Annotated in this window: 1 protein-coding gene; it reads right to left on the reverse strand. The window is 64.7% G+C overall.

Features of this window, described 5'->3' with window-relative positions:
- The coding region (locus ADL15_RS14425; protein ID WP_157441358.1) for a condensation domain-containing protein at positions 1-476 on the reverse strand (476 nt) is incomplete at both ends.

Consider the following 476-nt stretch of genomic DNA (forward strand, 5'->3'; position numbering starts at 1 on the left):
CTCAGCAACGTCGCCAGACCAGCCTGCAACACCATGAACAAACTCGTCCCGGTCGACCGCGCCAACTCGACCAGACCCCGATGCAACTCCGCATCCCACCGGAACTCGAGAACATCACCCTCCGACGACGCCACCGCCGGATAAGGCCGATCCACCGGAAGCGCGATCTGCTCCGGCAGATCCTTCAGCGCCCGCTCCCAATAACCCACCTGCGACGCGAACAGGCTGTCCGGATCATCCTTGTCACCCAGCAGATCGTGCTGCCACAACGTGTAATCCGCGTACTGCACCGGCAACGGCGCCCAACCCGGCTCCCGGCCCCGCACCCGCGCCGCATACGCCGTCATCAAATCCCGCGACAACGGTGCCAACGACCAGCCGTCACCAGCCACGTGATGCAACACCAACAGCAACACATGCTCACCACCGGCCCCGAACAACACCGCCCGCAACGGCAACTCCCGGCCGAGGTCGAA

This window comes from Actinoplanes awajinensis subsp. mycoplanecinus, from assembly GCF_001509495.1.
Classification (GTDB): domain Bacteria; phylum Actinomycetota; class Actinomycetes; order Mycobacteriales; family Micromonosporaceae; genus Actinoplanes; species Actinoplanes palleronii.